General features: G+C 71.6%; 23 protein-coding genes, 1 tRNA gene and 1 pseudogene. 10 read left to right on the top strand and 15 right to left on the bottom strand.

Annotated features, from left to right (window positions below; translation table 11 throughout):
• Positions 1–35 precede the first annotated feature (35 nt).
• Positions 36–644 carry a hypothetical protein gene (locus BM076_RS36850; protein WP_093716892.1) on the bottom strand — a complete coding sequence of 203 codons (609 nt, stop codon included), beginning with the start codon at positions 642–644 and terminating at the stop codon, positions 36–38.
• A 46-nt stretch (positions 645–690) separates the two neighbouring features.
• Positions 691–912, bottom strand: a complete 222-nt coding sequence (locus BM076_RS36250; RefSeq protein WP_143120673.1) for a hypothetical protein — start codon at positions 910–912, stop codon at positions 691–693.
• 360 nt (positions 913–1,272) lie between these two features.
• On the opposite strand from BM076_RS36250, the gene BM076_RS30060 reads away from it, so the two are divergent.
• From BM076_RS30060 to BM076_RS30035, 6 genes are all read left to right on the top strand, one after another.
• On the top strand, positions 1,273–1,755 hold the full coding sequence (locus BM076_RS30060) for a CarD family transcriptional regulator (protein WP_031525269.1): 483 nt from the start codon (positions 1,273–1,275) through the stop codon (positions 1,753–1,755).
• A 318-nt stretch (positions 1,756–2,073) separates the two neighbouring features.
• Positions 2,074–2,805, top strand: coding sequence for a 2-C-methyl-D-erythritol 4-phosphate cytidylyltransferase (gene ispD, locus BM076_RS30055; RefSeq protein ID WP_093716968.1), 732 nt, complete (start codon positions 2,074–2,076; stop codon positions 2,803–2,805).
• Positions 2,795–3,298 (top strand): 2-C-methyl-D-erythritol 2,4-cyclodiphosphate synthase, encoded by a 504-nt coding sequence (ispF, locus tag BM076_RS30050; protein WP_093716891.1) that lies wholly within the window; start codon positions 2,795–2,797, stop codon positions 3,296–3,298. Before ispD ends, ispF begins: the two co-directional genes overlap by 11 nt.
• Positions 3,299–3,358: 60 nt before the next feature.
• Complete coding sequence (gene cysS / locus BM076_RS30045; protein WP_093716890.1) at positions 3,359–4,750, top strand: cysteine--tRNA ligase; 1,392 nt, start codon at positions 3,359–3,361, stop codon at positions 4,748–4,750.
• A gap of 105 nt (positions 4,751–4,855) precedes the next feature.
• Positions 4,856–5,815: a 23S rRNA (guanosine(2251)-2'-O)-methyltransferase RlmB gene (gene rlmB / locus BM076_RS30040; RefSeq protein ID WP_093716889.1), complete on the top strand. Its 960-nt coding sequence runs from the start codon at positions 4,856–4,858 to the stop codon at positions 5,813–5,815.
• A 205-nt stretch (positions 5,816–6,020) separates the two neighbouring features.
• Entirely contained in the window at positions 6,021–7,652 is a 1,632-nt protein-coding gene (locus tag BM076_RS30035; protein ID WP_322936661.1) for a DoxX family protein, read from the top strand.
• Between the two features lie 134 nt (positions 7,653–7,786).
• Here the strand turns inward: BM076_RS30035 and BM076_RS30030 are convergent, their stop codons facing one another.
• The 3 genes from BM076_RS30030 to BM076_RS30020 all read right to left on the bottom strand — a co-directional run bounded on the left by BM076_RS30030 (position 7,787) and on the right by BM076_RS30020 (position 10,493).
• Positions 7,787–8,617 (bottom strand): nucleotidyltransferase family protein, encoded by an 831-nt coding sequence (locus tag BM076_RS30030; RefSeq protein ID WP_093716887.1) that lies wholly within the window; start codon positions 8,615–8,617, stop codon positions 7,787–7,789.
• A 112-nt stretch (positions 8,618–8,729) separates the two neighbouring features.
• Entirely contained in the window at positions 8,730–9,158 is a 429-nt protein-coding gene (locus tag BM076_RS30025; RefSeq protein ID WP_093716886.1) for a hypothetical protein, read from the bottom strand.
• Between the two features lie 207 nt (positions 9,159–9,365).
• Positions 9,366–10,493 (bottom strand): ABC transporter ATP-binding protein, encoded by a 1,128-nt coding sequence (locus BM076_RS30020; protein ID WP_093716885.1) that lies wholly within the window; start codon positions 10,491–10,493, stop codon positions 9,366–9,368.
• Positions 10,494–10,675: 182 nt separating this feature from the next.
• Between BM076_RS30020 and BM076_RS30015 the strand changes: the two genes are divergently transcribed.
• Positions 10,676–10,749, top strand: a tRNA-Thr gene (locus BM076_RS30015).
• 366 nt (positions 10,750–11,115) lie between these two features.
• Positions 11,116–11,931, top strand: coding sequence for a serine/threonine-protein kinase (locus BM076_RS30010; protein ID WP_177246684.1), 816 nt, complete (start codon positions 11,116–11,118; stop codon positions 11,929–11,931).
• A 382-nt stretch (positions 11,932–12,313) separates the two neighbouring features.
• On the opposite strand, the gene BM076_RS30000 is transcribed toward BM076_RS30010, so the two are convergent.
• Together BM076_RS30000 and BM076_RS29995 are read right to left on the bottom strand one after the other, a co-directional pair.
• On the bottom strand, positions 12,314–13,597 hold the full coding sequence (locus BM076_RS30000; RefSeq protein WP_093716884.1) for a hypothetical protein: 1,284 nt from the start codon (positions 13,595–13,597) through the stop codon (positions 12,314–12,316).
• 134 nt (positions 13,598–13,731) lie between these two features.
• Entirely contained in the window at positions 13,732–14,202 is a 471-nt protein-coding gene (locus tag BM076_RS29995; protein WP_093716883.1) for an arsenate reductase ArsC, read from the bottom strand.
• A gap of 164 nt (positions 14,203–14,366) precedes the next feature.
• Between BM076_RS29995 and BM076_RS37735 the strand changes: the two are divergent.
• Positions 14,367–14,537 (top strand): annotated as a pseudogene (locus BM076_RS37735) (aquaporin family protein); the annotation flags it as partial.
• An 87-nt stretch (positions 14,538–14,624) separates the two neighbouring features.
• On the opposite strand, the gene BM076_RS36245 reads toward BM076_RS37735, so the two are convergent.
• The 3 genes from BM076_RS36245 to BM076_RS29980 all read right to left on the bottom strand — a co-directional run bounded on the left by BM076_RS36245 (position 14,625) and on the right by BM076_RS29980 (position 16,704).
• On the bottom strand, positions 14,625–15,275 hold the full coding sequence (locus BM076_RS36245) for a hypothetical protein (RefSeq protein WP_143120672.1): 651 nt from the start codon (positions 15,273–15,275) through the stop codon (positions 14,625–14,627).
• On the bottom strand, positions 15,268–15,687 hold the full coding sequence (locus BM076_RS36240; protein WP_143120671.1) for an alpha/beta hydrolase family protein: 420 nt from the start codon (positions 15,685–15,687) through the stop codon (positions 15,268–15,270). The genes BM076_RS36245 and BM076_RS36240 overlap by 8 nt, the downstream gene beginning before the upstream one ends.
• Before the next feature lie 99 nt (positions 15,688–15,786).
• Positions 15,787–16,704, bottom strand: coding sequence for a LysR family transcriptional regulator (locus BM076_RS29980; protein WP_093716881.1), 918 nt, complete (start codon positions 16,702–16,704; stop codon positions 15,787–15,789).
• A gap of 94 nt (positions 16,705–16,798) precedes the next feature.
• Between BM076_RS29980 and BM076_RS29975 the strand changes: the two genes are divergently transcribed.
• A complete protein-coding gene (locus BM076_RS29975; protein WP_093716880.1) occupies positions 16,799–17,578 on the top strand; it encodes an SDR family oxidoreductase in 780 nt (259 codons plus the stop codon).
• A gap of 34 nt (positions 17,579–17,612) precedes the next feature.
• On the opposite strand, the gene BM076_RS29970 is transcribed toward BM076_RS29975, so the two are convergent.
• The 5 genes from BM076_RS29970 to BM076_RS29950 all read right to left on the bottom strand — a co-directional run bounded on the left by BM076_RS29970 (position 17,613) and on the right by BM076_RS29950 (position 24,495).
• Entirely contained in the window at positions 17,613–17,951 is a 339-nt protein-coding gene (locus BM076_RS29970) for a hypothetical protein (RefSeq protein ID WP_245796515.1), read from the bottom strand.
• Entirely contained in the window at positions 17,948–19,012 is a 1,065-nt protein-coding gene (locus BM076_RS29965; protein WP_093716879.1) for an aldo/keto reductase, read from the bottom strand. Before BM076_RS29965 ends, BM076_RS29970 begins: the two co-directional genes overlap by 4 nt.
• Before the next feature lie 149 nt (positions 19,013–19,161).
• Positions 19,162–21,165, bottom strand: coding sequence for a LamG-like jellyroll fold domain-containing protein (locus tag BM076_RS29960; protein ID WP_093716878.1), 2,004 nt, complete (start codon positions 21,163–21,165; stop codon positions 19,162–19,164).
• A 209-nt stretch (positions 21,166–21,374) separates the two neighbouring features.
• A complete protein-coding gene (locus tag BM076_RS29955) occupies positions 21,375–23,039 on the bottom strand; it encodes a beta-1,3-glucanase family protein (protein WP_093716877.1) in 1,665 nt (554 codons plus the stop codon).
• A gap of 94 nt (positions 23,040–23,133) precedes the next feature.
• On the bottom strand, positions 23,134–24,495 hold the full coding sequence (locus BM076_RS29950) for a ricin-type beta-trefoil lectin domain protein (protein WP_218160130.1): 1,362 nt from the start codon (positions 24,493–24,495) through the stop codon (positions 23,134–23,136).
• Positions 24,496–24,503 lie beyond the last annotated feature (8 nt).

The following is a 24,503-nucleotide window of genomic DNA, read 5'->3' as shown; positions in this document are numbered from 1 at the left end:
CGTTCCGCGTCGCTCAGAATGGCCTGAAAGCAGCCTCAGGAGGTCGGCGTCGCCGTACCCGTCGGGGTGGCCGTACCGGTCGGGGTCGCGGTGTCCGTGGGCGTCGCCGGCGGGGTCGTCGGGGCCTGCGTGGTGGGCAGCGAGCCGGGACCGTACTTCTTGTAGTCGCCGGTCGCCGGGATCACATTGAGCTGGATGGCCACCGGTCCCGTGGAGCTGAACTGGAAGACGGCCTTCTGCACGTCGCCGTTGCGCAGCCCCTCGGAGCCGCTGTCCACGACGGCGGAGGGGTTGCCCTTGCCACCGAGCAGGACGCTGCCGTGCGCGGGGACGCTGACGGTCTGTCCGCCGTCCTTGTCGGCGAGCGTGACATTGACCTGGCCGCCGAGCTGGACCGACTGGAGGGTCTGCGCCGAGTCGCCATTGTTGAACAGGCGGGCCGAGACGGTGGCGGGTCCGGTGCCGTTGCCGTCGGTGAGGACCACGGCGTTCTGCACCTTGATCTTGCCGACGGTCACGGAGTCGCTGTCCGGACGGACCTTCAGGGTCTGCGCGTCGTTGCCCGCGCCGCAGGCGGCGGCGAGCGGGACGATCGAGAGCGCGAAAACGGCGGCGAGGGCGCCGCGTCGGAAGCTGCGGACCACGGCGGCGGCATCTCCTTGAGCAGGTTCGGAAGATCTTCCAGCGGGCTTAGATTACCGAGCCGTTGAAGCCGCCGCGCACCGGGTGGCCCCTTGCGGCGCCGCGACTCACCCGGGCGGTGGCAGTGCTGCCCCGGCCGTTGACCGCACCGATGATCCGGCCGCGGCTTCTCACGCATTGCATTCCGGTCATTCCCGCAGCGTGATTACCCGGGCGGTTCATGCCGTGGTTCATGCCGTGGTTCATGGCCTGGTTCATGCCGGCGTTCATGATCGCTTCTGCAACGCGACCGCGCGTTTTCGAAGAGTGTTCGGCCGTTGTTCCATGACTGTGCAAAATTGGATCATCTGCCGCCGGGTTCCCGAACGGAGTAGCGAGGATCCACTCGTCCGGGAGTGACAAATGTGGACGTACTGCCCCTTGTTCGGCGCTCGATGAGCCTGTAACGGGCGCGTTTCAGCCCGCCCGTATACCCGCTCCGACCTGCGGATACCCCGCGAAGGGGGCACCCTCCAGCACGTTCCGGGGGCCCTTGTCAAGCCCTGAGATATGCTCTGACCTGCGAAAACGCCATTCAGATGAGGGCGTTCACGTGTTACCCTGGATAGCCACGGAAGGGGTACCTGTCACATGACGTTCAAGGTTGGCGACACCGTGGTCTATCCCCATCACGGGGCCGCGCTGATCGAGGCAATCGAAATTCGCCAGATCAAAGGCGTGGACAAGACCTACTTGGTGCTCAAGGTCGCCCAGGGCGACTTGACCGTACGTGTACCCGCGGACAATGCGGAGTTCGTCGGCGTACGCGACGTGGTCGGTCAGGATGGTCTGGACCGGGTCTTCGAGGTGCTGCGCGCGCCGTACACCGAGGAGCCCACGAACTGGTCCCGGCGATACAAGGCAAATCTGGAGAAGCTCGCCTCCGGCGATGTCATCAAGGTCGCAGAAGTGGTCCGCGACCTGTGGCGTCGTGAGCGCGAGCGCGGCCTGTCGGCCGGCGAGAAGCGCATGCTCGCCAAGGCCCGGCAGATCCTGGTCAGTGAACTCGCCCTCGCGGAGAACACCAACGAGGACAAGGCCGAGGCGCTGCTCGACGAGGTTCTCGCGTCCTAAGATCCTCGCGCGCGCCCACCACGTGCCATCGAGGTTCTCGTTTCCCGTCTCATCGGCGTGGCCACGCCGATCCTGAGTCGTACGGCGACGCAACCGCCCCCGGAGCTCCCCGAGGCATCCGAGGCAACTGCCGTGGCACCCGGTCGGGCATGACGACCGGGTGCTGCGGCATGCTTGTGCCCGCGCACGTTACTCACGTACGCGTCGCCCATCGGTCGTACCGGGCGCGGCACATCCCCGCGGACTTCACGGAAGGGGTCCGCGGAGAGCTGTGCCCGGCACTGCCCCTGGCCTCGCGGCCGGGGGTACTCCCAGGCGATACCCACCTCATACAAGGACACAAACCTGCGTACCGCAGCAGTCATTCCCGCCGCCGGCCGTGGACTTCGGCTCGGCCCCGGCGCGCCCAAGGCCCTGCGCACCCTGGGCGGGGTGCCGATCCTGGTGCACGCCGTCCGTGCGATGGCCCGCGCCCGCGCCGTCGACGTGATCGTGGTCGTCGCGCCCTCCGACGGCGCCGCCGAGGTCAGGTCGCTGCTCGACGCCCACGGCCTGCCGGGATCGGCCGACATAAAGGTGGTGCCGGGCGGTGACGTACGGCAGGAGTCCGTACGCCTCGGGCTCGCCGCGCTGCCCGACGACGTCGATGTGGTGCTCGTGCACGACGCGGCCCGCCCGCTGGTGCCGGTGGAGACCGTGGACGGTGTGGTCGAGGCCGTACGCGCAGGCGCGCCCGCCGTCGTCCCCGCGCTGCCGCTGGCCGACACCGTCAAGCGGATCGACCCGGGCACGGATCTGGTGACCGGCACGCCGGAACGCGCGCTGCTGCGCGCCGTCCAGACCCCGCAGGGCTTCGACCGGGCGACCCTGGTCAAGGCGCACGCCACCGTCACCCGTGACGTCACCGACGACGCGAGCATGGTCGAACAGCTCGGCGTGCCCGTCCTCGTGGTGCCGGGCCACGAGGAGGCGTTCAAGGTGACCCGCCCGCTGGACCTCGTCCTCGCCGAGGCCGTACTCGCCCGCAGGAGGGCCACCGATGCCTACTGAACCGTCACCCGTGGGGGTCGTGCTGCCCCAGGTCGGCATCGGCACCGACATCCACGCCTTCGAGGAAGGCCGCGAGCTGTGGTGCGCCGGGCTGCTGTGGGAGGGCGAGGGGCCGGGCCTGGCCGGGCACTCCGACGCCGACGTCGTCGCGCACGCGGCCTGCAACGCGCTCTTCTCGGCCGCCGGGCTCGGCGACCTCGGGGCGCACTTCGGCACCGGGCGGCCGGAGTGGGCCGGCGCCTCCGGGGTCACGCTGCTCACCGAGGCCGCGCGGATCGTCCGCGAGGCCGGTTTCGTCATCGGCAATGTCGCGGTCCAGGTCGTCGGGCAGCGCCCCAAGATCGGCCGCCGCCGCGACGAGGCCCAGCGGCTGCTGTCCGACGCGGTCGGCGCCCCCGTCTCGCTCGCCGCCGCCACCACCGACGGCCTCGGCTTCCCCGGCCGCGGCGAGGGCCTGGCCGCGATCGCGACCGCTCTGGTGGCCCGCGCCTGATCCCCGGGCGGCGGTGGGAAAGCGGCTCGGGCACGGGCGCGGGGCCACTACCCTTGAGGGGTGACCATTCGCCTGTACGACACCGACGCCCGCCAGGTCCGTGACTTCGTCCCCCTCACCGAGGGCTGTGTCTCGATCTACCTGTGCGGTGCGACCGTGCAGGCGGCCCCGCACATCGGCCACATCAGGTCGGGCCTGAACTTCGACATCATGCAGCGCTGGTTCCGCTACCGCGGCTATGACGTCACCTTCATCCGCAATGTGACCGACATCGACGACAAGATCATCACGAAGGCGGCCGACCAGGGCCGCCCGTGGTGGTCCATCGGCTACGCGAACGAGCGGGCGTTCACCAGCGGCTACGACGCGCTGGGCTGCATGCCGCCGACGTACGAGCCGCGGGCCACCGGCCATGTGCCGGAGATGATCGAGATGATGCGCGGCCTGATCGAGCGCGGCCACGCGTACGAGGCCGACGGCAACGTGTACTTCGACGTGCGCTCGTTCCCGGACTATCTGGAGCTGTCCAACCAGGAGCTGGACAATCTGCGCCAGCCCGAGGGCGAGGGCGAGACCGGCAAGCGGGACCAGCGGGACTTCGCGATGTGGAAGTCCGCCAAGCCCGGCGAGCCGTCCTGGGAGACCCCGTGGGGCCGCGGCCGGCCCGGCTGGCACCTGGAGTGCTCGGCGATGGCCCACAAGTACCTGGGCACCGTCTTCGACATCCACGGCGGCGGCATCGACCTGATCTTCCCGCACCACGAGAACGAGATCGCGCAGGCCAAGGCGTACGGCGACGAGTTCGCCCGCTACTGGGTGCACAACGCCTGGGTGACCATGAGCGGCGAGAAGATGAGCAAGTCGCTCGGCAATTCGGTGCTGGTCTCCGAGATGGTGCAGCGCTGGCGGCCGATCGTGCTGCGCTACTACCTGGGCACCCCGCACTACCGATCGATGATCGAGTACAGCGAGGACGCGCTGCGCGAGGCCGAGTCGGCGTTCGCGCGGATCGAGGGCTTCGTGCAGCGGGTCATCGAGAAGGCCGGTCCCGTCGAGCCCGCCGCCGAGGTGCCGCCGGCCTTCGCCGAGGCGATGGACGACGACCTGGGGGTGCCGCAGGCGCTGGCCGTCGTGCACACCACCGTCCGGCAGGGCAACAGCGCGCTGACCGCGGACGACAAGGAGACCGCGGTCGCGCGGCTCGCCGAAGTCCGTGCGATGCTCGGAGTGCTGGGCCTGGACCCGCTCGACGCCCACTGGACGGGCGCCGACCGCGGCGACGACCTGCACGGCGTCGTGGACTCCCTGGTCCGGCTGGTCCTCGAACAGCGGCAGTCGGCCCGCTCCCGCAAGGACTACGCGACCGCCGACGCGATCCGCGACCAGCTCGTCCAGGCCGGTCTGGAGATCGAGGACACGCCGTCGGGCGCCCGCTGGACGCTGCGCGGCTGATCCCGCACCCCGGGAGCCCTGAGCCCCCCTTTCATCCGTAACGCCGGACCGGCCGCGAGAGCCGGTCCGGCGAGCATGACCGAAGCGAAGAAGTGAGAGTGCCCCATGGCCGGGAACAGCCAGCGCAGGAACCGCCGTACGTCCAACAAGAAGGGCGCCACGGTCGGCAGCGGCGGGCAGCGGCGCAAGGGCCTGGAGGGCAAGGGCCCGACGCCGCCCGCCGAGGCGCGCAAGGGCCACAAGAAGAACCGCATCGCCAACGCGGCGGCCAAGCGGACCGTCTCCGCGCAGTCCCGCCGCCCCTCCGGGCGCGGTTCGAAGTCGACCTCCGAACTGGTCGTCGGCCGTAACCCGGTGGTCGAGGCGCTGCGCGCCGACATCCCGGCGACGGCCGTCTACGTCCAGCAGTTCATCGAGAACGACGAGCGGGTGCGCGAGGCGCTGCGGCTGGCGACCGACCGGGGCGTACCGCTGCTGGAGGCGCCGCGCCCCGAACTGGACCGGCTCACCGCGGGCCTGAACCACCAGGGCCTGGTGCTGCAGATCCCGCCGTACGAGTACGCGCACCCCGACGACCTGGCCGTGGCCGCGCAGGACGCCGGCGAGGACCCGCTGATCGTCGCGCTGGACGGCGTCACCGACCCGCGCAATCTCGGCGCGGTCGTCCGGTCGGTCGCGGCCTTCGGCGGCCACGGCGTCGTGGTGCCCGAGCGCCGCGCGGCCGGGATGACGGCCGGCGCCTGGAAGACGTCCGCGGGCACCGCCGCCCGCGTCTCGGTGGCCCGCGCCACCAACCTCACCCGCACCCTGGAGTCGTACCAGAAGGCGGGCCTCACGGTGGTCGGCCTGGCGGCCGACGGCGACGTCGAACTCCACGAGCTCGAGGTCCTGTCGGGCCCGGTCGTGATCGTCGCGGGCAGCGAGGGCAAGGGCCTGTCCCGGCTGGTGAGCGAGACCTGCGACCTGCTGGTGCGGATCCCGATGCCGGGCGGCGCGGCCGAGTCGCTGAACGCCGGTGTGGCGGCGGGTGTCGTGCTGTACGAGGCGTCGCGCCGCCGGGCCTGAACGTTCGCGCCGCCGGGCCTGAGCCGCCCGCGTCCCCGCGGACCGGCCCCCGGCCGGGGGCCGTTGACGGGTCTCGGACATCGCGGGTGCCGTGAGGCAGTGTCCTAAACGTCCGTCACTCGGTTAGATGAGTGTGGACACCAGAACACCCCGCACTCCTACGGGGGGAGGGTTGCCCGGCTTCGACGAGCCCGCTCCGTTGAGCATGGCCAGGGTGCCGAGCGATCCCGCCCAGGTCATCGTCAATCACGCGAGCTTCCGGGTGCAGCTCGGCGCGACCTCGGGCCGTGCCCTCAGCCTCGGCAGCCTCGGCGGCAGTCTCGACGACACCGCGCGCATCCCCGTAGTGACACAAGCGCAGCCCGGTACGGCCGGGCGGCGGAAGCTGTCGCCCGTGGTGTGGTCGGGCCACTCCGCGCCGGGCGACCCGGCGGCAGGCGAACTCCTCCAGGCGGTCCGCCGCGCGGGCGCGGCCGTCGGGGGCTCCGTGGGAGCCTCCGTGGGCGGCGGCGACGCCTCGGCCGGAGCGGCGACGCAGCTGCTGCCGCGGATCGGCGACGACGCGGACGGCACCGACACCACGGTGCTGCCCCCCGTGCCGACCGTCGTGGGCCAGCGCGCCGGGCAGCCGCCGACCGGCCTGCTCAGCGGCGTACGCCCGGCCACCGGCGCGTACGACGACGACCCCGACGAGCCGCGGGTCGGCTACGTCGGCGGCCCCCCGGACGCCCCGTCCGACGGCGAGCGCCGGCCGCGTACCCGCAGCGGCGAACCCGCCAAGCACGCCTGGTACCCCGACCGCCGGATGAACCTCGGCATCGTGCTGCTGCCGCTGCGGATCTTCCTCGGCTTCGTGTCGATCTACGCGGGCATGGGCAAGCTCTGCGACCCCGTCTACTTCGACGGCGGCAAGCGCGGCTCCATGGTCACGTGGCTCAACTCGCTGCACCCGTGGGCGCTGGCCGAGCCGCTGCGCGACTCCGCGCTCAACCACCCGGTGGGCGCGGGCCTGAGCATCGCGTTCCTCCAGGTGGTGGTCGGCGTGCTGACCGTCTGCGGCCTGTGGCAGCGGGTGGCGGCCTTCTTCGGCGCCGGCCTGTCGATCGCGCTGCTGGTCACGGTGAGCTGGAAGACCGTCCCGGTCTACGACGCCCCGGACTTCATCTATCTCGCCGCCTGGAGCCCGCTGGTCATCGCGGGCGCCCCCGTCTACTCCATCGACGGCCACCTGGCCGGCGACGCCTGGCGGCGGCTCGGCCCGCGCGTGACCGTGTGGGACCTGCGCCGCCGGGTGCTGCGCCGCGGCGCGGTGCTCGCCACCGTGATCGCCGGTCTGACGCTGCTGATCGGCTCGGTGCTCGGCGCGGCCGTCCGCGCCTCCAGCACGCACGACGACAAGCCGCTGCGGCCGCAGGTCGTACCGACCAACAATCTGCCCGGCTCGCCGCTGCCCGAGGTCTCCGGCGGCGACAGCTCGAAGGGCGCCTCGCCCAAGCCGTCCGCCTCGGCGTCGGCGAAGGCGAAGAAGGACCGCAAGAAGGCCCAGGAGCAGCAGCAGACGACGGCGCCCGCGGCGGGCGCCCCGTCCTCCTCCTCGTCGTCGTCCTCGCACACCGCGGGCTCGACGCCGAGCCACTCCTCGTCCTCCGGCGGTTCCTCCTCCGGCGGCTCCTCGGGCGGCGGTTCCGACGCCCCGCCGCCGTCGGCCCCGCCGTCCCAGCCGTCGGCTCCGCCGCCGTCCGCGCCGGCCGCCAAGCCGACGCAGGGCGCGATCGGTGGCCTGCTCGGGCTGCATGTGCTGGGGGAGCCGCCGGCGCCGTCACCGGCCAGCTCCTGATCATGTAGCGCTCGACATACGCCGGAGCCCCCGGAACCTGGTGAAGGTTCCGGGGGCTCTCGCGTGCCACGGGGCCCGCGGCCGGGAGGCGGGCCTGCGGCCGGGAGGCGGGCCTGCGGCCGGGCGCGGGGGACCTACGGCCGGGAGGACAGCTCCTTCGCCGCCTCCGTGAGGTCCTTCGCGGTGTCGATGGCCCGCCAGTACGCGCCCTGCGGGATCGGGAAGCCGGCCAGGCGCCGCTCGCGGGCGAGCCGCGGGAAGGTCGTACGTTCGTGGTCGCCGCGGTCCGGGAGCTGCGCCGTGAACGACGGCGCGAAGACGTACACGCCCGCGTTGATCAGGAAGGGCGAGGGCGGCGCCTCGATGAAGTCCAGCACCTGCCCGAACTCATTGGTCTCGACGGCGCCCCACGGGATGCGGGGCCGCGCCAGCGCGAGCGTGGCGGTCGCGTCCCGCTCGCGGTGGAAGGCGGCCATCTCGCGCAGCGAGAAGCGCGTCCAGATGTCGCCGTTGGTGGCGTACCAGGGCTCGTCGGCCCGCGGCAGCGACGCCGCCGCGTACTTCAGGCCGCCGCCACGGCCGAGCGGCTCGTGCTCGACGACGGTGGTCACGTTCAGCGGCAGCGGGGCGCTGTCCAGCCACTCCTGGAGCACCTCGGCGAGGTGACCGCAGGACACGACGGCGTCGGTGACGCCCTCGGCGGCGAGCCAGGCGAGCTGGTGCCCGATGATCGGGGTGCCGGTGCCGGGGATCTCGACCATCGGCTTGGGCCGGTCGTCGGTGTACGGGCGCAGCCGCGAGCCCTGTCCGCCGGCCAGCAGCACGGCCTGGGTGACCGGGGGGCCGTCGTGGTGCGGCGCTTTGGCACCGGCCGGCCGGGCGGCGGCTTTTCCTTCTGCTTCTGCTGCTTCTGCTGCTTCTGCTGCTTTTTCGGTCGCTGCGGGTGCGTGGTCGGCGCGCGTCATGCAGCGCACCTTATGCGACGGCGGCGTGCGGCCCGCACAGGGCGGGGCGCACGCCGCGGGTTCCTCCGGGACGCTCCGGACGGGTGCCGGGGACGGCCGTCGTCGGCGGGCGTCAGCCGACGGACGCGACGCCGGTCGCGAAGGCGGTGTCGCACACCGGACGCGACCACGCCTGGGCGCGCTGCGTGGCGCCGTCGTACTTGGCGACGGCGGCGCGGCCCAGCGAGCGGGCGATGGACGCGCAGTACTTGGCCAGCGACGGCTGACGGGCCATCTCGACCTGCAACTGGGTCAGGGCGGCGCCCGGGTCCTTCTCCTGGAGTTCGTCCAGCAGCTTGCGGCGCAGCACCTCCTGCGGGGCCTTCTTGGCGTCCTGTGCGGCCACTTGCTCCTTGGTCTTCGCGGATGCGGTGAGCACCTGCGCCTCGGAGGAGGAGGCCGCCCACGGGACGCGGGTGACGGCCAGCGTTCCCGACAGCACGAGAACGACCGGAAGAACGAGCGCGAATGTCTTGCCGAGACGGCGAGCTACCTGGTTCACGCATCGGATCGTAGCGAAGGGTGATGATTTGGCGACATTTAGTCACTCTGACGAGGGAGTGAAATTCCGGAAGCGGCCGTTCGGACGTTGACGAACAGACCCGAAAGGCCGGATATGCGCATGTATTTGTCGACAACGCGTACGACCCGGCCGTACGCGCGGGGTGCGCGTACGGCCGGGTCGCCGACGTGTCTTCGGGCCTTCGGCTCAGCTGTCGGTGAGGCGCTCGCCGGAGGAGGTGGCGAAGACGTGGGTCTCGCCGGCGCGCGGCACGACGTGCAGCACGGAACCCTTCTCGGGGATGGCGCGGCCGCCGACGCGGATGACGATGTCCTTGTGCTCGTCGCCGACCTTGGCGGAGCCGTACACGTAACCGTCGGCGCCCAGTTCCTCGACGACGTTCACGGTGACGGCCAGGCCCGCCGGGCCTTCCTTCGTCAGCGACTTGGACTCGTCCTCGGGGGAGACGATGTCGAAGTGCTCGGGGCGGACGCCGACGGTGACGGTGCTGTCGCCCTTGTCCGCCGCGGCCTGCACCGCGTCGCGCTGGACGTTGACCACCGCGTTGCCGAACTTCACGCCGCCGTCGATGATCGGCACCTCGATGAGGTTCATCGCGGGGGAGCCGATGAAGCCGGCCACGAAGAGGTTCGCGGGGCGGTCGTACATGTTCCGCGGGCTGTCGACCTGCTGGAGGATGCCGTCCTTGAGGACCGCGACGCGGTCGCCCATGGTCATGGCCTCGACCTGGTCGTGCGTCACGTACACGGTGGTGACGCCGAGGCGGCGCTGCAGGCTGGCGATCTGCGTACGGGTCTGCACACGGAGCTTGGCGTCGAGGTTCGACAGCGGCTCGTCCATGAGGAACACCTGCGGCTCACGCACGATCGCGCGGCCCATCGCGACACGCTGCCGCTGACCACCGGAGAGCGCCTTCGGCTTGCGCGCCAGGTACTCGGTGAGGTCCAGGATCTTCGCGGCTTCCTCGACCCGCTTGCGGATCTCGGCCTTGTTGACGCCCGCGATCTTCAGGGCGAAGCCCATGTTGTCCGCGACAGTCATGTGCGGGTACAGCGCGTAGTTCTGGAACACCATCGCGATGTCCCGGTCCTTCGGCGGCAGGTGCGTGACGTCGCGGTCACCGATCCGGATGGCGCCGGCGTTGACGTCCTCCAGACCCGCGAGCATCCGCAGGGAGGTCGACTTTCCGCAGCCCGAGGGGCCGACCAGAACCAGGAACTCGCCGTCCCCGACCTCGATGTCGAGCCCGTCCACCGCGGGCTTGTCGCCACCCGGGTAGATCCGGGTCGCCTTGTCGAACGTGACAGTAGCCATGACTGTTGCAGTCCCTTCACCGGCAGGAACGTGCCGGACGATCCGAGTAAAGGAGGATTGGTCCAGTCCACATGCGCGGACCTTCCCGTGACGCTACCTCCCCTTCCGCCCCTTGTCACCAGCCCCTGACCCCCTATTTCCCCTCCCGCCCCCCGATCCGTGCCCGCTACACTTCCCCCGTTGCCTCCTTAGCTCAGCTGGCCAGAGCACCGCTCTTGTAAAGCGGGGGTCGTCGGTTCGAACCCGACAGGGGGCTCTTCGTCAAGGCCCAGCCCGGACTCGGTCCGGGCTGGGCCTTCGCGTCCGTGGACGCGGTTGGCCCGCGCGGCGCGGGCTTGACCGGGGGCGGTGCGAGGAGCCGACTCCGGCGAGGAGTTCCCGCCAGCCCCGGTGATCTGCTGCCGAGCGAGAACACCGACCTTGTCTCTCCCGACGGGGGGAAATACCACCGCCGCGACGACGCCGACTTCGGTGAAAGCCTCCGCATCCCCCAACCGTTCGGCTTCGACCTGGAAACCGGGACGCTGCTGCCGTACTCGTGAGCCTTCCGGGGCTCTGACGGCGCGGCCGAGGGATCCTGGCATGCTCGTCCGGGCCTGGCTTTCGCGTGTGAGGGGGTCGTATGAGCGTTCTTCGGCACTCCGTGTCCGTGGTCGCGCTGAGCGCCGAGAGGTTTCAGGAGGTCACCGGGCTGGTCCTCGACCTGGCGGAGTCGTCCCGCTCCCGGGGTGAGGAGGTCCTCCTCGCGGACGGACGGCCGGTCGAGGGTCTGCGGCTGGTGGAGGGACGGCATCTGCGGCCCGGCGCGCGGTACGAACTGGTCGACGACGCCGCCGGGGACCGGGTGCTGGTGCTCGTACGCGAGTGGCGGCGCCGCAGCGCGATCGTCGTGGAGACGACGCTGACGTCGGAGGACATGACGCTGACCCTGCGGGTGGCGCTGCGCCTGCGCGCACCGGACAGGCCCCGGCTGGTTGAGGCTGAGGGGTGGGTGCGGGGCGTGGAGGGAACGGGACGGCTTCGCCGGGGTTCCGGCAAGGGGCGGTTCGACCCGGTGGCCTGGTGGGATGCGGCCGGGCCGGCGGCCAAAGCGCCGAGGACGACGCGCGCGCCGGCGACCGTACGGCTGAAGCATCTGCTGGGCGAGGCCGCGCTGCAACTGCGGCCCGAAGCGGGCGCCGAGGGGCGCTGGCAGGTCGATGTCACCGCGCGCCTGCGCGGCCGGTGGCTGCTGCGGCCGGTCGTCGCCCTGGCCCTGGCGACGACCGGGAGCCTGCTCCGGCGCAACTTCCGGACCTCGGTGGACGACGTGGCAGCCGCGTGGAATGAGGCGGTCGACCGCCTCATGACGCTCAGCCCTGACGAGTTGCGGGCCCGCCTGACCGAGGGGACCACGGGTCCCAACCTCCCGCACCCACCGGGCGATGCCGCCGGCTGAACAGCCTTGTCGTACCGACGGCGGGAAGTGCGGCGTCAGAGGGGCAGTCGGGCGCCCGGTGCGGGGGAGCAGGCGTTCGTGATGCTGCTCGGGCGGGAGAAGTTCGCGGAGTCCGCGAAGCTGCCGGTGGCCGACGCCAGGACGCACACGCCGGCGCTGTACTGCTTCGGCGTGGGGAGCCGGGCCGAGGTGGACAAGGTGGTGGAGGCCGCGCTCGGGGCCGGGGGACGGAGGCGGACGGGCCCGAGGACCACGGCTTCATGTACGCGCGCGGCTTCTACGACCTGGACGGCCACGGCTGGCAGGTCATGTGGATGGACCCGTCGGTGATGTCGGCGCAGGGTGCGGCGTCCTGAGCCGGCCGGATGACGGAACGCGTGCGTTAGGGCCGTGCCGCGTCCAGTCGTTCGAACCAGCGCAGGACGGCGGGGAGTCCGGTCAGTGCGGTGTGCTGATGGTCGAGTGCGCCGAGGTCGGTGAGGCGGGGGCGGGCGCCGGAGGTGTGCAGGGCGGCGCGGCAGTGCTCGCTGTTGAGGAAGGCGACGTCGCCGTCGGCGTGGGCGGCCCAGAGGCGGACGGGCGCGGCGGGGCGCCAGCCGGTGCAGGTCAGGTCGTTGGTGTGCAGGGCCCGGGCGAGAGTGCCGGTGGGGTGGCGCAGGCGGGCGAGGTAGGCGGGGGTGAGCATGTCGGTGACGTCGGCCGGGAGGGCCCGGTAGATCGCGGTGTAGTCGTGGGCGCCGTCGAAGACGGTGGGGATCAGGCGGGCGTAGCGGCCGCGGAACACCTCGGCGGGGGAGTCGTACAGGTGGTAGACGTGGTTCCAGGCGACGGTGAGATAGGCGAGGTAGAAGCTGACCTCGACGCCGTCGAGCTGGTCCGTGTCCAGGGCGGCGGGGAGTTCCGCGCCGGCCACGTCGTACGGTCCGCTGACGGCGCCGATCGCGGTGACCGAGGTGCCGCGCACCGGGTGTTCGCGCAGGGTCTTGCCGAGGTCGAGCGCGGCGGCCGCGCCCTGGGAGAAGCCGGCGATCCGGATGCCGGGGGCGAGGCGGCGGCCCTCGCGGGCGGTCAGGGTGCGGGCGGCGGTGAGCAGGTCGAGGGCCGAGGTCGTCTCGGCGGCGTGCACCATGTACGGGTGCGGGCCGGGGCCCGAGCCGAGCCCGAGGTAGTCCGGTGCCACCCCCGCGTAGCCGGCCGCGGCGAACATCGGGCCCGCCGCCGCGTCGTAGTTGTCCCCGGTGGCGCTGGCCACCGCGTCCTTGGGCACGGTCGTGCCGTGCAGGTACACGACCGGTGCGAGCGGCGTACGTCGTCCGGTGTCCGGCAGCGCGAGGACGCCGCTTGCGGTGGTGGGACGGCCCGCGGGGTCGACCGTACGGTACGTGACGCGGTATTCGGTGAAGCCGTGGCGGGCGGCGGGGGAGCCGAAGCCCTGGTCGGTGAGCCAGGTGGCGGCCTGCGCGCGGTCCAGGGTGCGCAGCGTCGTGACGCCGAGGAGGGTGCCGCGGCCACCGGAAGCCGGGGGAGCGGGAGTTGGGGCCGAACCGGTCGTGGACGTCGTCGCGGAGGCGGGCGAGGACGCGGCCGTGGTCGTACCGGCCAGGAGTGCCGTCACCACGGCCGCGGCGGCCAGGGGCGCCGCGCGCCGTGCGGAGAGGATTCTCATGCCTCCGACGCTAGGGAGCGGCCGCTCGGAACGGCATCCGGCGCGCACCACACCCGCGGTGGGGTTATCCCTACGAGCCCCGGTGAGGGCGCCAACCGGCTTGTGGTGGAACGGAGTTGCCGCGGCGCCGGTCGTTACGGAGCGGGCTCCGGCGCGATCTCCGCGATCAACTCCTCGACGAGCACCTTGATCGCGTCACGGATGGGCCGTACGGCCGCGACGTCCTGTCCCGCCGGGTCGTCCAGCGTCCAGTCCAGGTAGCGCTTGCCGGGGAAGACCGGGCAGGTGTCGCCGCAGCCCATCGTGACGCACACGTCGGACTCGCGTACCGCGTCCACGGTGAGCACCTTCGGCACCTCGGCAGCGATGTCGATCCCGACCTCGCGCATGGCCGCCACGGCGGCCGGATTCACCGCGTCCCCGGGCCGCGACCCGGCGGAACGCACCTCGACGCGGTCGCCCGCGAGGTGCGTGAGCCAGGCGGCGGCCATCTGGGACCGGCCGGCGTTGTGCACGCAGACGAAGAGCACGGATGGCCGGGGCTTCGGGGGCTGCGCGGGCCGCGGGGACTTCGCGGGCGACGGTACGGGCGGCTTGTCGGGCATGGTGCTCCGCGGCTCTCTGCTCGGGGGAGGCGGGAAGGGACGGGAAGGCGGGGGCTGGTGGCGGGCTCCGCCGATGTGAAGGTACTGGAGGGGCCGGCCGGGTCCTTCGCCGAACTGGCCGCCGCCGCACGGCGAACGGCGGCCGGTGACGTCAAGCGGTCCTGCCCGTAGCCGCCGCCGAATTCGTCAGCACCGCCTACTGGTTCACCTCCTCCACCAGCTTCGCCAATCCGGCGGTCACCGTCGGCCGCGCCTTCACCGACACCTTCGCCGGGATTGCCACAGGCTCGCTCCTCGGCTTCGTCGCGGCTCAACTGAACGGTGTGGCGGTGGGCGGAGGCCACCCCCCGACGGCCCCCGCACCGTCCGCACCGACCTCACCCCGCGCCCGCCGAGAGAGGAACGTGCGCCGGAGATCCCGACTACTTCCCGTCGGGTATTTCCGCCCACAAGGCGCGTGTCTTTGCGAACTCGGACTCGGCGAGCGCACGCGCGGCATGAATCCGGTCGGCAGCTTGCTTGCCGATCACCAGGAATCCGAGCAGCCCTGCCATGAACCCCGCCACGCCGGAACTGAACCTTGCGATGCGGACGAAGGTTCTCGCATACCGGAGATTCAGGACAGCCGCTGCCCGCTGTCCCTGGGCCCACCGTTTCATCGCCGAGTCGGCAGCATTGGCCGTGCCCGCGGCGCAGACCTCCGTGACAGTGAGAAAGACGAATCCCGACGCCAGCGTCCCTCCACTGGCAAGGAGCACGGCGGCGACGAGTTCGCCGGGGATTGACTGCGGATCCCCGAGGAAAGTTTTCACAATGCAGTAGCCGGACGCGCCGAACGTCAAGAAGGTGACCCACGCCCATCCCAGCAGCGCCAGGCCGGACCTCGTCCCCATCGCTCCACCGGGGCGTTTTCCGTAGCGGATCGGGCGTCCCTGGTAGGCCATTGGTCCGGCAGGTGGCCACGGGTTGGCAGGGGGCGTCTGGTGATTGTTGATGTCCCCGTACACATCTCCGGCGATGAACACTCCGGGCCCGTGGTTGTGCTGTTGGCCCGGTACGTGGGGATCAGCCATGTCTGGTTCGTGCTGCGCCGACGTTGATGGTCACGCCGCCTTCGACATTTCCATTGATGAAGGTGCCTTCGCCGTGGTTGTGCTGGTTGACGACGGAGGAAGCAGCATTCTGGCGGGCCAGGGCCAACAGTTCCGCGTACACCGCGGGTTCCGACGCCGCGAGGCGATCGAGTACCGGCGCCCACGCGAGAGCGGCAGCCTGCAAGACGGTGTCGCGATCACCGGCCGGGGCATGCGTCACGGCGACCCGATGCCGGTCCAGACGTTCGAGCTGAGGCACTGTCCCGGGAGGCTGATCGCTGCGTCGGATCAGTCGGCCGACGGCGTCACGGACCCTCTCGTAGACCTCCTCCGTTGCCCGAGTAAGAAAGGTTGCGGCCACGGTGGTCGCCGCCAATGTCACTTCGTCCACTGAACTTCCCCCCAACTGGTCGCAGTACTGTATCCGCGCGTTCGGCAGGGTGCAGTCGGAACGGCTCGAATCCCCTCGGCCGGGAGTCGGTCAACTTGGCTACCTGTCATGGGTGTTGGCGAGGGGCTCGGCTTCTCGCCGGACGGCGGGCGGGCAGAGGCGGGTTGCCGTGGCGATCAGGGTGGCCAGGGGGAGGGAGTGGGAGTGGGCGGGCCAGGCGATGTGGGTGGTGACTTGGGGGGCATCGGAGAGGGGGACGGCGGTGTGGGCGGGCCAGAGCCAGGCGCGGGCGGAGTCGGGGAAGACGGCCATGGTGCGGCCGAGGGCGATGAGGTGGGCGAGCTGGGTCTGGTCGCGGATCTCGGGGCCGGGCCCCGGCGCGTAGGTGCCGTGGCGCGGCCAGCGGGCGGGCGGGAGGCCGGGGATGTCGGTGACCTCGGCGAGGGTCAGGGAGGCGCGGGCGGCCAGCGGATGGCCGGCCGGGAGGATCGCGATCTGGCCCTCGGTCATCAGCGGCTCGCTGTCGAAGCCGGCCAGGGAGTTGAAGGGCGCGTGCATGAGAGCGGCGTCCGCGCGCCCGTCGCGGAGCAGCTCCTCCTGCTCGCACAGCCCGCAGGGCAGCACCTCGACCTCGACGGCGCCGGGCTCCGCCGCGTACGCGTCGAGCAGCTTGCGCAGCATCTCGTGGACGGCGGCGGCCTTGACCGCCAGCACCAGGCGCGGCCGGCCGGCGCCCGGCCGGTCGGCGCCCGCGGCGCGGCGGGTGCGGCGCGCGGCGGCGGCCGTCGCGTCGAGGGCCGCGCGGCCCTCGTGCAGCAGCACCTCACCCGCACCGGTCAGGGCGACCCCGCGCCGGTTCCGTACGAGCAGCGTGACGCCGAGCCGCCGTTCGAGCCGCTGGATCGCCCGGGACAGCGGCGGCTGGGCCATGCCGAGGCGTTCGGCGGCCCGGCCGAAGTGCAGTTCCTCGGCGACGGCCACGAAATAGCGCAGTTCACGGGTGTCCGGAGCGTCCACGGTCCCAGCGTACGTCGGCTGATACCCGCCGAGTATCACAGCGCACCGGATCGGTGTTGGCCGCGCCTCCCGGGCCCGGGCGAGCATCGGCGGCATGAGCGAGAACGAGACCGAGAACGAGACCGAGAACGTAAAAGACCGCGGGCCGCGCGTCGCCCTCGTGACCGGCGCCAACAAAGGCATCGGCTACGAGATCGCCGCCGGCCTCGGCGCCCTCGGCCACCGCGTGGGCGTCGGCGCCCGGGACGACGCCCGCCGCGAGACCGCCGTCGCAAAGCTGCGCGCCGCCGGCGTGGACGCCTTCGGCGTACCGCTGGACGTGACCGACGACCGGAGCGTCGCGGAAGCCGCCCGCCTGGTCGAGCGGCGCGAGGGCCGACTGGACGTGCTGGTCAACAACGCGGGCATCTCCGGCGAGACCGGCCCCGGCTGGGTGCAGGACCCGACCGCGCTCGACCTGGACGCGGTCCGCGCCGTCGTGGACACCAATGTCCTCGGCGTCATCCGCGTCACCAACGCACTGCTCCCGCTGCTGCGCCGCGCCCCCGCGCCCCGCGTCGTCAACGTCTCCAGCGCCGTCGCGTCCCTGACCCGGCAGGCGGACCCGGCGGTCGAGGTCGGCCCGGTCATGGCGGTCTACGCGCCGACGAAGTCGTTCCTCAACGCCGTCACCGTGCAGTACGCCCGGCACCTCGCCGGTACGGGCATCCTGATCAACGCGGCCTGCCCCGGCCTGGTCGCCACCGACTTCACCGGCTTCCAGGCGCCCCGCACCCCGCGGCAGGGCGCGGCCACCCCCATCCGCCTGGCCACCCTTCCCGACGACGGCCCGACCGGCGGCTTCTTCGAGGACGCGGGCGTCGTGCCCTGGTAGACGTGCCCAGGCAAAGCAGCGCCTGCCGGAGCCGTCACCCGATCCCGTACGCGAGCGGACTCACCGCCGTGTCCGCGATCGTGTCCTCCAGGGGGCGGGCCCGCCGGCCCAGGACCCGTTCCGCCGTGGCGCCCGTCGCGTCGAGGTCACGTCCCAACTGGCGCCTGGGCAGCCGGAGTTCGGGATTGACAGTGGCCAGGGCACGGGTGGCCCGCACCGGGAGTTCCCGGGTCGGGGCCTTGACGGCCCGCTCACCCAGTCGGTCGCGCAGGATCCGCGCGATCCCCACGACCCGGACGCCGTGCCCGGCGACGGCGAGGAAGCGCTCGCCGGCCGCCGCCGGTGACCAGGACGGCTGGCACGGCCGGCTCACCGTTCCCTTCGATAGACGGGAGCGCCGACGCCGTTGATCTCGGTGCCGCCCTGCTGGAGCGGTGTGGCGATGGTCGCGAGCCACGGGTAGGGGTAGTTCAGGTCGGGCGCGCTGACCTCGTCCAGTTCGCGCAGCACCTCGGCCGGCAGGGTGACGTCGAGGGAGGCGAGGTTCGCGGCGAGCTGGCCCGGGCTGCGGACGCCGAGGATCGTGGCGGTGGTGGCGGGCTGCTGCCGTACCCACGCCAGGGCCGCCGCCGCGACGTCGCAGCCGAGGGCGCCGGCGGCGCGGTGCAGGACGTCGAGGATCGCGAAGGTCCGCTCGCCGAGCTGGGCCTCGGCCAGCGCGCCCCGGCCCGAGCCCTCCGGGCGGCGCAGCTCGCGCGAGTACTTCCCGGACAGCACACCGCTGGCGAGCGGGCTGTACGCGAGCGTGCCGAGGCCCAACTCACGGGCGGCGCCGAAGAGTTCGCCCTCGACAGTGCGGCGCACCAGCGAGTACTCGACCTGGAGGGCGACGATCGGCGACCAGGAGCGGAATTCGGCGACGGTCGCCATCCGGGCGACGGCCCAGGCGGGCGTGTTGGACAGCCCGATGTAGCGGATCTTCCCGGCTGTGACCAGGTCGTTCAGGGCGGCGAGGGTCTCCTCCAGCGGGGTGTGCCGGTCCCAGCAGTGCTGCCAGTACAGGTCGATGTGGTCGGTGCCGAGGCGCGTCAGGGACGCGTCGACCTGCTGGAGGACGGCCTTGCGGCCGGCGCCACCGCCGTTGGGGTCGCCGGGGAACATGCCGCGGGCGAACTTGGTGGAGATCACCAGCCGGTCGCGCAGCCCGGGGCGGTCCTTCAGATACGCGCCGACGATCCGTTCCGACGCACCCTCGGTGTAGCCGTTGGCGGTGTCGATCAGATTGCCGCCGCCTTCGACGTAGGCCGAGATCAGGGCGGCGGAGGTCGCTTCGTCCGAGCCCCAGGCGGGATCGCCGAACGCCATGGTGCCGAGCGCCAGCGGGCTGACGCGCAGTCCGGAGCGCCCGAGGGTGCGGTAGGAGTCGAGTCGCATGGGTGGTGCCGTGCCCTTCGGTGCGCTGCGCGTCGATGACGCTGACGTGCGAGGATGCTAAACGGAGATCTCTCCGTCTCCCTGTGGGACGATAATGGAGAGTTCTCCGTTTAGCAACCGGACGGCTTCGCCCAGGGGCACCCGGAACGTCACTTCGCCGTCAGGAAATCCTTCAGGCCGAGGGGCCGGTTCACGATGCGGATGTCGCCGACATTGCCGTGGAAGACGATGTCGATGGCGCCCGCGTACTCGTGTGCGCCCAGCAGCCAGGGGAGGCCGAGGGAGGTGAGGCCGACGGAGAGGCGGGAGGGGTTGTCGACGACGGGGGCGCCCTCGACGTAAAGGCGGGTGTGACGGCCGTCGTTGACGACGGCGAGGTGCCACCACTTCAGCTCGACCATGCCGTGGCCCCAATTGGTGGTGGGGTACGTGTCGTTGAGCGGGTAGTGGTTGAACTGCGCCTCGCGGCCGTTGTTGGTGACGGCGAACTGCGCCAACGGCTCGTTCGGATCGGTGTTCTTGCCGTGCTTGCCCGCGGCGGCGGCCGAACCGCGGCGGCTGAGGAAGGACGCGTTGCCGTTCTTCCCCGCGTCCCAGTCCAGCGGCAGCCGCACGAACGCCTCGATGGTGTAACCGCCCCTGAACGTCTCGGTGTTCAGCGGCGCCGTCGCCGCGGTCGTGAGGTACGAGCCGTGCACGGGATCGCGCCCGCCGACGAACTTCAGGCTGGCGTGGCCCGGTTGGTCGGGGTGGTGGTCGTCGGACCAGGTGAGCGCGTCGGCGGCGGTGCCGGGGACGGTCATGACGGTGAGGTCGTTCCCCTTGCCCGACAGATCGCGGACGGTCCGGCCCGCGGTGAGCGCGGTGCCGGGCGCGCCCTGGCCGTCGAACCGCCAGTAGGCGACCGTGCCCCGCACCAGCTCCTGGCTCGCGGGCCGCGCGGGCCGCACCGGCACCGGGATGAAGCCCGAGAAGCGCTTGTCGAAGTCGATCGGGACGGAGAAGTTGTCGACCGGGCCGGTGATCCGGGCGTGCTCGGCGGCCAGTTCGGTGCGCGACTCCGGATCCTGCGCCAGGATCCACGGGTTGATCGTCTCGACGTCGATCGTGTCGCGGGCCAGGTCGAAGTGGTAGAGCCGGATCATGGCGCCGCCGCCGAAATACCGGTTCTGGTAGTTGGTGATGTGCATGTGCACGTCGTTGCCGGCGGCGTTCTTCCTGGTCGTCCGCCCGGGCGGCCAGTAGTGGCCGTTGAGCGTGAGGAAGATCTGATCGTTGTCCTCGATCAGCTTGTCCCACATGTTCTGACCGTTGTCGACGAGGATCGCGTTGTTCTCGGGGTCGCCGGACTCGTACGGGAAAACGTTGTCATCGTACGGCGAGGCCACGATGTCGTGCGAGGTGAGGATGACCGGGGTCTTCGGGTGGGCCTTGATGACCTCGTTCGCCCACGCGTAGCCCTGGTCGGTGGTGCGCCAGTCCAGCGCGAGCACCAGCCACGAGCGGCCTGCGGCCTGGAAGATGTGCGCGGTGTTGTAGCCGGTGGGGTCGGACCCGACGAAGGTCTTGGCGCGCTTGAAGCGCCTCGGGCCCATCGTCCGCAGGTACGGGGTGTCGCCGCGGCTGTCGTCACCGCTCACGTCGTGGTTGCCGGCCAGCACGCTGTAGGCGGCGCCGTGCCGGTCGAGCAGTGCGAACGCCTTGTCGACCTCCTCGAAGGACGAGGGGTCGGCGTCCTGGGTGAGGTCGCCGAGGTGCGCCATGAAGACGATGTTGCTGTCCGGGTCGCCGCTGTGCTCGATGATGTAGCGGAACGACTCCTCCTGCGGCGTCCGGTCGACGCTGTCCTGGCTGCCCCAGTAGAGGAACTGCGTGTCGGGCATGACCGCGAGGGTGAACCGCTGGGCGGTCGGGTCCGGGCGCCAGGTGCCCGTACGGCCGTGGCTCGTCGAGGAGTTGGCGGATTTCGCGGCCGGCGAGGCGGTCGAGGGGTCCGCCGCGACGGCGGGTGCGCCCGCGAGCATCGGCGCGCCGACGCCCACGGCGGCGGCGCCCGCACCGGCCAGCGCCGCGTTCCGCAGGAAGCCGCGCCTGCTGTGGCCGCTGTGCGCGCTCTCGTCGTCGTGTGACGGACTGTCACCGTGTGTGCACATGGGGGTCCTTCCGGGGGTGGTGGCGCGGACGTCGTCCGACGCCCACCAGCAGCCGACCTCACCCGGGCAGACACGAGGTGACGGGCGTCGATCGCGCGGCTGACGACGGCGGGACGCCCATGGAGCACGGCATGGAGCACGGCAAGGAGCACGAGCATGGCGCGACGACAGCGGGGACCCGGTTCCGGATCCCCGCTGTCACGGTGCGGTCACTTCGTGAAGGTGAACCAGTTGATGTTGACGAAGTCGGCGCCACTGCCGGAGGAGAACACCAGGTACACGTCGTGCTTCCCGGTGACCGAGCCGGTGACATTGGCCGGGACCGTCTGCCAGTTCTGCCAGCCACCGTTGTTGCCGAAGTCGATCTCGGCGATCTTGGTGCCGCCGGTGCCGTCGATCCGCACCTGGATCGCGCCGCTGACCCCGGCCGCCGCACCGGACGCCAGCCGTGCCACGAACTGCGCGGGCGACGACGAACCGAAGTCGACACCGCTGTACTTGAGCCAGTCCCCGCCGGAGATGTAGCCGACGTCCTGGCCGCCGCCGGAGTCGGTGCAGCTCTCGGTCTGCGTCCCGCTCTGCGCGCTGTACGACTCCGCCTGGATCGTGCCGTACGCGCCCGTCCCGCCGCCGCCCGGCGGCGGAGTGGTGCCCGAGCCCGCGCCGGGCCCGAGCGCGATCGTCCAGGAGGTGGGCGCGCCGTCCTGGATGTGCCCGTCGACCGGGGCGGCGCCGGTCGGGCCGACGTCGTCGTACGGGAAGGCGTAGCCGATCGACGCGTACTTGTGGACCAGCCGCGAGTAGTGGTTGGTCGTCGCGTCGGTGTAGTACGCGGACGGCTGCACCCCGTCGGGCTGGTTGTTGCCGCCGCCGACCAGCAGCGAACTGCGGTTGAGGGCCGCGGCCAGCCGGGCGGCGACCGCGCCGCGCGCGTCACCGCCGGAGTTGTAGAGCGGGCCGCTCGCGCAGCCGAAGATGTCGACGGCGCTGGGCTTGGTGAAGGGCACACCGTTGGTGTTCAGACCGGAGAAGACCAGGGTGTTGCCGGAGACGGTGCCGGAGTACGAGCCGATGCTGCCCTGGCCGTTGATGGTCAGGGTGTGCGACTGGTAGTAACTCCACACCCGGTCGAGGTAGTTGTTCCAGTAGCCGCCGAAGTCGACCGGCGAGTGGCCGGGCGCGAGGATGCGCAGCGCGGTGCCCGAGGAGTCGGTGGCGACCAGCCGGTCCCACGGGGCGCCGTCGGCGGCGTGCTGGGCCTGGAGCCCGGAGGCGATCGAGGCGAGCGCGCCCGACGGCAGCGGGCTGACCGACTGCGAACCGCCGCTGCCCGTACTGGCCATGGAGACCGGCAGCGCGACCATGTCGACGTAGGAGATGTTCGCGTACAGATTGGCGCTGTTGTACGTGAACTCGCAGAAGGTCCAGTTGGTCAGCCAGTTGGGGTCGCTGCTGGTGAACCCGGGCTGGACCAGGCCGGGTACGGCGCCGGGGTTCACGAAGAACTGGATCTTCTTGCCGACCGAGAACCAGACCCGGCCGCCGATCACGTAGTCCTGGAGCGTGAAGTTGGTGGGCGCCGAGCCCGAGGCGCCGAGCGGGATCGAGAAGTCGGCGACCGGGGTGAGCACCGACGAGGGGCTCGGCAGCCGCTGGAAGTGCCCGGAGGTGGTGACGAATCCGGGCCAGCCGCTGGTGTCGGAGCCGCTGATGTAGGCGTAGACGGTGCCGCTGCCGGAGTTGTTCTTCAGCGAGATGGGCAGCGAGGGACCGGCCGCCGAGGCGCGGGAGGCCAGGCTGCGCGACCAGAGCGGGGAACTGGCCGCGACGGCGCCGGCGCCGACCGCGGCCACGAAGGAACGTCGGGAGACCACGTATTCCTCCTCGGAGGTGTGGGGGAGCGGGGCGCCGCCGGGGCGGTGCGGCCGGGGCGGCGGCCCGCGGGTGGGGGGAGGGCCTGACGGTACGTCAGGAGGGCAGGTGCCAGACCTGGTTGGCGCCGCCGGTGCAGTCCCAGATCTCCACCTGGGTGCCGGGCGTGGTCGACCAGCCCGTGTCGTCCAGGCACTTGTTGGACTGCGGGTTGTACAGCGACCCGTTGGACTGCGGTATCCACACCTGTGAACCGGTGTTGTTGCAGTCGTAGATGTCGACGAGCGTGCCGTTGGCCGTACCGCCGCCGTTGACGTCCAGGCACTTGCCCAGCACGTGCAGGGTGCTGCCGGCCTCGACCACCGTCCACTGCTGCGCGCCGGTGCCGTTGCAGGTGTAGACCTGCACGGGGTTGTAGTTCGCGCTGTTGGAGGAGCGGTCGTCCAGGCACAGGCCGCCGTAGCCGGTGATGGCCTTGCCGCCGGACGGCGGCGGGTTGGTGCCGCCGCCACCGCCGGTGGTGTACGCGGCCACGTATCCGACGCTCATCGTCCCGCCGGACGTCGTGCCCCCGTCGGGCGAGGTGCAGCCGCACACGCCGTTCGGGAAGCCGCCGCCCATCGCGAGGTCGAAGATGATGTTGAGGTTGTGGTCGTACGCCGCCTGCCAGGTGGACGCGCCGACCTGTCCCTCGGTGACGGTGAAGTACGCGGCGCCGTCGAGGTAGAAGGTGATCGACTCGTTGGACGTGTTCGTCCGGTCGAGGATCATCGAGTACGTGTGGAAGCCGGTCTGGCAGCCCGAACAGGCGCGCAGGCCGCTGCCGATGCCGTTGCCCTCGTTGCAGACGCCGCCGGGGTAGGTGCCGCAGTGGATCGTGCCGGCCACCTGGGAACGCGCGTTGACGTCCTCCATGATGTCGATCTCGCCGTTCTCCGGCCACTGGCCGGGGCCCAGCATCCAGAACGCGGGCCAGTAGCCGAGGCCGTTGGCCGGGTTGGGCTGCTGGATCGACGCGGTGACCTGCAATTTGCCGCCGGCCGGCGCGCCCGCCACGGCGGTCGGGGTGTGGATGCGGCCGGACGTCCAGTTGCTGCCGCTGCCGAGCGCGGTGATGTTGAGGTGACCGTTGCCGTCCAGGTGGACGTTGTTGGTCGAGTTGGTCATCGTCTCGATCTCGCCGGTCCCGAAGTTGGAGCCGGGGCCGGTGTCGTACGTCCACTTCGAGCCGTTCGGCGCGCTGCCGGCCGGGCCCGCGAAGTCGTCGCTGAACACGGTGGTCCAGCCGGCCGGGGCGCCGGGCACGGTGACGGCGCCCGCCGTCGGGGTGCCCGTGGTGAGCGAGGCGAAGACGGCGAGCGCGCCGAGCGCGGTGGCCACGCCGAGGCGGCGGAAGGCGCGCCGGGGTCTCGCCGAGGATCTGCCGTGGGGGGTGCGGGGGGATCTGCGGTGGATCACGAGAAACT

Source organism: Actinacidiphila alni (assembly GCF_900112845.1).
Lineage (GTDB): Bacteria > Actinomycetota > Actinomycetes > Streptomycetales > Streptomycetaceae > Actinacidiphila > Actinacidiphila alni.
The sequence above is the reverse complement of the archived record's forward strand: the minus strand, read 5'-3'. Positions and strand labels throughout refer to the sequence as shown.

What these genes read in the sequence shown, in the direction of transcription:
- BM076_RS30020 (WP_093716885.1), bottom strand. Translation starts at nt 10,493, where the DNA reads ATGGCTACTGTCACGTTCGACAAGGCGACCCGGATCTACCCGGGTGGC.
- BM076_RS29965 (WP_093716879.1), bottom strand. Translation starts at nt 19,012, where the DNA reads ATGCGACTCGACTCCTACCGCACCCTCGGGCGCTCCGGACTGCGCGTC.
- BM076_RS30030 (WP_093716887.1), bottom strand. Translation starts at nt 8,617, where the DNA reads ATGACGCGCGCCGACCACGCACCCGCAGCGACCGAAAAAGCAGCAGAA.
- BM076_RS36250 (WP_143120673.1), bottom strand. Translation starts at nt 912, where the DNA reads ATGAACGCCGGCATGAACCAGGCCATGAACCACGGCATGAACCACGGC.
- BM076_RS36245 (WP_143120672.1), bottom strand. Translation starts at nt 15,275, where the DNA reads ATGGCTGATCCCCACGTACCGGGCCAACAGCACAACCACGGGCCCGGA.
- BM076_RS30035 (WP_322936661.1), top strand. Translation starts at nt 6,021, where the DNA reads ATGGCCAGGGTGCCGAGCGATCCCGCCCAGGTCATCGTCAATCACGCG.
- BM076_RS30060 (WP_031525269.1), top strand. Translation starts at nt 1,273, where the DNA reads ATGACGTTCAAGGTTGGCGACACCGTGGTCTATCCCCATCACGGGGCC.
- BM076_RS29975 (WP_093716880.1), top strand. Translation starts at nt 16,799, where the DNA reads ATGAGCGAGAACGAGACCGAGAACGAGACCGAGAACGTAAAAGACCGC.
- rlmB (WP_093716889.1), top strand. Translation starts at nt 4,856, where the DNA reads ATGGCCGGGAACAGCCAGCGCAGGAACCGCCGTACGTCCAACAAGAAG.
- BM076_RS29995 (WP_093716883.1), bottom strand. Translation starts at nt 14,202, where the DNA reads ATGCCCGACAAGCCGCCCGTACCGTCGCCCGCGAAGTCCCCGCGGCCC.
- ispF (WP_093716891.1), top strand. Translation starts at nt 2,795, where the DNA reads ATGCCTACTGAACCGTCACCCGTGGGGGTCGTGCTGCCCCAGGTCGGC.
- BM076_RS30010 (WP_177246684.1), top strand. Translation starts at nt 11,116, where the DNA reads ATGAGCGTTCTTCGGCACTCCGTGTCCGTGGTCGCGCTGAGCGCCGAG.
- BM076_RS29960 (WP_093716878.1), bottom strand. Translation starts at nt 21,165, where the DNA reads ATGTGCACACACGGTGACAGTCCGTCACACGACGACGAGAGCGCGCAC.
- BM076_RS30000 (WP_093716884.1), bottom strand. Translation starts at nt 13,597, where the DNA reads ATGAGAATCCTCTCCGCACGGCGCGCGGCGCCCCTGGCCGCCGCGGCC.